Source organism: Planomonospora algeriensis (genome assembly GCF_977012225.1).
The window spans coordinates 1-4,875 of sequence record NZ_CDRNDK010000462.1 but is presented as its reverse complement, the minus strand read 5'-3'; the positions used below and the strand labels follow the sequence as shown (position 1 = coordinate 4,875).

The 4,875-nt window shown below is 73.8% G+C and carries 6 protein-coding genes; 2 read left to right on the top strand and 4 right to left on the bottom strand.

All coding sequences use genetic code 11. From position 1 onward, the window contains the following. Positions 1 to 121: 121 nt before the first annotated feature. Positions 122 to 1,039 carry a CHAP domain-containing protein gene (locus tag ACWJ6R_RS30290; protein ID WP_449065498.1) on the bottom strand — a complete coding sequence of 306 codons (918 nt, stop codon included), beginning with the start codon at positions 1,037 to 1,039 and terminating at the stop codon, positions 122 to 124. Positions 1,040 to 1,299: 260 nt separating this feature from the next. Between ACWJ6R_RS30290 and ACWJ6R_RS30285 the strand changes: the two genes are divergently transcribed. Next, positions 1,300 to 1,980 (top strand): endonuclease V, encoded by a 681-nt coding sequence (locus tag ACWJ6R_RS30285; RefSeq protein WP_449065497.1) that lies wholly within the window; start codon positions 1,300 to 1,302, stop codon positions 1,978 to 1,980. 24 nt (positions 1,981 to 2,004) lie between these two features. On the opposite strand, the gene ACWJ6R_RS30280 is transcribed toward ACWJ6R_RS30285, so the two are convergent. Beyond that, a complete protein-coding gene (locus tag ACWJ6R_RS30280) occupies positions 2,005 to 2,388 on the bottom strand; it encodes a response regulator transcription factor (RefSeq protein WP_449065496.1) in 384 nt (127 codons plus the stop codon). Between the two features lie 218 nt (positions 2,389 to 2,606). Between ACWJ6R_RS30280 and ACWJ6R_RS30275 the strand changes: the two genes are divergently transcribed. Next, positions 2,607 to 3,092, top strand: a complete 486-nt coding sequence (locus tag ACWJ6R_RS30275; protein ID WP_449065495.1) for an AAA family ATPase — start codon at positions 2,607 to 2,609, stop codon at positions 3,090 to 3,092. A gap of 50 nt (positions 3,093 to 3,142) precedes the next feature. On the opposite strand, the gene ACWJ6R_RS30270 is transcribed toward ACWJ6R_RS30275, so the two are convergent. Then, positions 3,143 to 3,988 carry a hypothetical protein gene (locus ACWJ6R_RS30270; protein WP_449065494.1) on the bottom strand — a complete coding sequence of 282 codons (846 nt, stop codon included), beginning with the start codon at positions 3,986 to 3,988 and terminating at the stop codon, positions 3,143 to 3,145. Between the two features lie 268 nt (positions 3,989 to 4,256). Then, a partial coding sequence (locus ACWJ6R_RS30265; RefSeq protein WP_449065493.1) for an AMP-binding protein occupies positions 4,257 to 4,875 on the bottom strand: 619 nt, incomplete at its 5' end.

The following is a 4,875-nucleotide window of genomic DNA, read 5'->3' as shown; positions in this document are numbered from 1 at the left end:
GGCGTGCCGGCGGGTCCCGTCCGGGACGCCGGGACACCCGGGGACCGGTCCCGAGCCGGCGTGGAGGGCTCCGGACCGGCCCGCGGAGACGCCGGCCGCGAGATCGGCGGCGAGCGCCGGATCAGCCGCCGTAGGCGGGGTGGCCGAACCCGACGATGGTGTCCATCGTCCGGGTGCGGGTCACGACCCTGTCGCTGATGTTCCCTTCCACGGTGGAGACCGACCCGTCGGGGTTGACCCCGGTCACCAGGCCGATGTGGTCGATCGCCGAGATGTTCTCGGAACCGGCCCAGTCGAAGAAGACGAGGTCGCCGACCTGCGGCTTGCGGTCGAACCGGCCCTGCTTCTCGAACCAGCCGGCGTGCCAGGGGGTGTAGGCGAAGACTCCCATCTGCTTCTCCAGGCCGTGCTGGACGGCCACCCACGACAGGAACATGTCGCACCAGGCCGCCCCGGCGAAACCCTTCTGGTCGGTGTAGTCGTCGTACCAGGCGCCGTAGAAGGTCGTGCCGTCCTTCCGCTCGCCCTCCCCCACCTTGCTGAGCGCGGTCGTGACGACCTGTCGCACCCTGGCGGCGGCCGCCCCGCCCACGGCCTGGCCCTGGACGGCCTGGGAGCGGGCCGCCTCGGGCAGCCGGAGCTCTCCTGACTGCGCTTGGACGTCGCCGGAGCGGAGCCCGGCGGGCGGCTGCAGGCCGCTCTCCAACTGCGCCTGGACCTCGTCGAGCCTGGTCTGGCCGGGCAGCCGGAGCTCTCCGCCCCGCGCCCCCGCCCCGGCGGGGTCCGGCGCCTGGAGCCCGGTCTCCGCGGGCGGCTCCTGGGGGGCCCGTCTCCGCATCGTCTCGATCCTGGACTCGATCTCGGCGATCCGGGACCGCATCTCCGCGAAGGGGGCTCCGGCCGGCTGGTCGTCGGCGACCGGGAGGGCCGCGGCGGTGACGGCCGCCTCGGCGGGCAGCGCGGTGAGACCGGTGACGGCGGTGAAGGCCAGGCCCGCGGAGAGGGTTCCACGGTAGAAGACGCGCGACAGAGCGGACAAGGACGCGTTCCCTTTCTGCTGCCCGCAGGGGAGGGGGACCCGCGCCGCGGCAGGCGGGGTCCGGCGGAAGGCTCCCGGCCCGGGGCGGCGCCCCGGCCGGGACTCGGCTCCGGCCCGCGGGCGAACGGCGACCGGTGCGCGACCTGTTGTCGCCTCACTGTTCGGCTGTCGCCGACGGTTACTGAGACAAATGGTGATGTGACGTTACGTAACCGATGGAACGCGCGCTCCGGTGCTTCTCGGGGATATCGTCACCCGGTGTGAAGATTGAGCTCTCCCACCCCTGGCCGGAGACCGCCGCCGAGGCCGAGGCCGTACAGGACGCCCTGCGCGCCTCGCTCGACCTGACCGGTCCGGGCCCCCGCCACCCGGCGACGGTCGCGGGCGTGGACGTCGCCTACGCCGGCGACCGGCTGGCCGCCGCGGTCGTCGTCCTGGACGCGGCGACCCACCGGGTCGTCGAGCAGGTCGCGGTGACCGGCCGGACCGCCTTCGAGTACGTCCCGGGGCTGCTCGCCTTCCGCGAGCTGCCCTCCCTCATCGAGGCGCTGGAACGGCTCGCCTCCGTCCCCGACCTGATCGTCTGCGACGGGTACGGCCTGGCGCATCCGCGCCGCTTCGGCCTGGCCTGCCATCTGGGCATGCTGACCGGCCTGCCCACCGTGGGCGTGGGCAAGACCGCGTTCGTCGGCTCCTACGGGGAGCCCGGCCCGGAGCGGGGAGCGTGGAGCGACCTGGTGCTGGACGGCGACGTCGTGGGGCGCGTCCTGCGCACCCAGGGCGGCGTGAAGCCGGTCTTCGTCTCCTGCGGGCACCGGATCGACCTGGAGACGGCCTGCCGGCACGTGCTGGCGCTCAGCCCTCGCTACCGGCTCCCGGAGACGACCCGGGCCGCCGATCGGCTCTCCCGGACCGCCCTGCGGGAGGCCGCCGACGCCTGAGGACGGCCGGCACCTGAGGACGCGTCAGAGGTGGGTCCCCGCCACGCGGGCCAGCAGGTCCTGCACGCGCGTCGCGAGGTCCTTGGGACTGAACGGCTTGGTCATATAGTCGTCGACGCCCGCCTCGAACGCCTGCGTCACGTCGTCCTGCTCCGATTTGGCCGACAGCATGAGCACCGCCACGTTCTGCCCGCCGGGCATCTCCCGCAGCCTGCGGCACACCTCGGGGCCGGACAGCCCCGGCATCATCCAGTCCAAGATCAAAACGTCGGGCAGCTTCTCGGTCAGAGCCTCCAGTGCCGCCAGCCCGTCACCGGCCATCTTCACTTCGTGTCCGGCCTTCTTCAGCGCGAAACTGATCACGAACTGGATGTCCGCGTCGTCCTCCACCGTCAGAACCCTGGCCATGCACTCACCCCCCGACAACGCACAGCTCCGGTAGGGACATTGCCCTGACCACTGACATTCATACCGCTCTCAGGCGCTTTGCACGAATTTGGCACGCCTGCGCGGCCCTTCCCGGGTGCCTCCCCGGCTCCGGATCCGGTGCGCCACACTGGAACGGATCTGGAACGGATCTGGAACGGACCTGGAACGGACGCCGAGCCCGAAGGGAGCCGCGAGCCGTGAGCCCTCGCGAGCTGGTGATCCTCATCGGCCTGCAGGGTTCGGGGAAGACCAGCTTCTACCACCGTACGCTCTCGGCGTCCCATTCCCACGTGAGCAAGGACCACTTCCCCAATGCCCGCCACCGCCAGCGGCGGCAGCTCCGGCTGGTCCGCGAGGCGCTGGTGGAGGGGCGCGACGTCGCCGTGGACAACACCAACCCGTCCCCCGAGGAGTGGCGGCCCCTCATCGAGGTGGCCCGGGAGTGCTCGGCGCGGGTCGTGGGCTACTGGTTCCCGCCCGACCTGCCCGGCTGCCTGGAGCGCAACGCCGCACGGCGGGGACGGGACCGGGTCCCGGAGGTCGGCCTCTACGCCACGCTCAAGCGCCTGCGCCGCCCCCGCCGGGCCGACGGGTTCGACGAGCTGCGCGCCGTCCGCTTCGACGGCCGCGGCGGGTTCGAGGTGGAGCCGATGGAGGAGCGGCTGGAGGAGCGGTCTCCCTAGTCGTGCCGGGGCGCTCCGCAGGCCGTACGGAGCCTCGGGCGCGACCGCCCTCAGCCGGTCGCCGGCACGCGCCGCGTGCGGATGCCGTGCGGGTCGGCCCGCTCCAGGCCGGCCGCGTCCGGATTGGAGACCCGGATCAGGCCGCGCACCTGGCCCGACTTCCCGTCGGCGGTCACCCTGATGACGAGCATCCCGGGGTCGCTCCCGTGCGAGGAGTGCGGGTCGCCGGAGAGCGGGTGCGGGCCCCGCGTCGAGGCGAAGATCCACTTTTGGTCGGGCGAGCTCGCGAAGAGATCGACCGTCGGGTCCGCGCTGAACGGGGAGACCAGGCCGACCGTGCCTTCGTGGGCGCCGGTCACGCCGTCGAAGACCTCGGCGACGTTGCCGTCGCGGTCGCCGACCCAGACGTGGCGCTCCCGGACGGAGACCGCCGTGCCGTGGGCGTCGTCCTCGGTGGGCCAGAGGGCGTGGGCCTGGCGGGCCCCTCCCGCTCCGGCCTCGGTCCGCAGGCAGGCGAGCGGCTTCCGGGTCGCGGCGTCGAAGACGACCACGTGACCGCTGGCGACGAAGGAGAGCGCCGCGCGGGTCTCGGCCCGGTTGAAAACGATCATATGGGGGCGCACCGGGAGCGCCCCCGTGCTCGCCGCGCACAGGGACGAGGTCGCACCGCCCAGGTCGACCACGTGCACGGGCTCCGCCTGGGACAGGTCGCGGGTGACGTCGTCCCCCGCGTACACGTGGATGTTCCCGCCGTGCGACCGCCCGGCGCTGTCGGACTGGTCGACCAGCCACACCTCGTACGGCTCCGGCGGACCCGCCGCGGCCCCGGGCGCCGCCGCCCCGCCCAGCATGAGCACCGCCAGCATCGAGGCCGCCGCGGCCCGCCACTTCCCCATGCGCCCTCCCATGATCAGGTAGGCCGCAGTCTCTCCAGTGCAACGCGTCATATCAAGGAATTTCATGATTGATGGCCGGATGCGGTCCCCGCTCGGCGCGAGGGCCGTCCGGTGGATCCCGCGCGCGAAACCGCCGCTCAGCGCGGCGGCATGAGGGGTGGCGGGCATCGCCTCCGCCGTCTGCCCGATCGGCGGGACGCGTCGCGCTTGAGCGGACGGCGGGAGCCCTCGGGCTACGGGCGCCTGCCGTCCTCCGGGCGCCCGCGGCCTATCCGTCGAGGCGTTCCGGAACCCCCTCCTCCAGCAGCCGCACGCGGTGCCCCGTGGCGAACATGCGGCTGCCGTCCGCGGCGAAGGGGTCGGGGAGGAAGCGGTCGACCGTCGCCGCAGGATCGTCCAGGTAGCCGCGGGCGACCACCGGGCCTCCGACGTAGAGGAAACCGGTGCCGCCCACGGCGAGCGGCCGGAGGTCGTCGTCCAGGGCGTACAGGCGGCAGCCGGCGAACGGCGGGCCGACCAGCGTCCGCGTCCGGCCCGGCCCGGCGGGGAGCGTCCTGCGTCCGGCGCACGCGACACCGGTCTCCAGGGATCCGTACAGGCGCGAGGAGCACCGCCACGGGGCGGAGACGCGGGTGAGGTCCCCGGAAGCGCCGGAAGCGCCGGCGCCGGCCGGCCGCAGGACCGCCTCGGCTCCGCCGTACAGGGCGCGCAGCAGGTCCGCGTTGACGAACTCGGAGGACAGGCGCCCCGACACGGCGACGCGGTCGCCCGGGCGGGCCGGGGACACGCCGCCCAGCAGCGCGTCCAGCTGGCGGTGCTCCAGGACGACGCCCCTCGACCCGCGCTCCGCCGGGTGGTAGAGCACGCAGGCCGCGCCGGACGGGAGC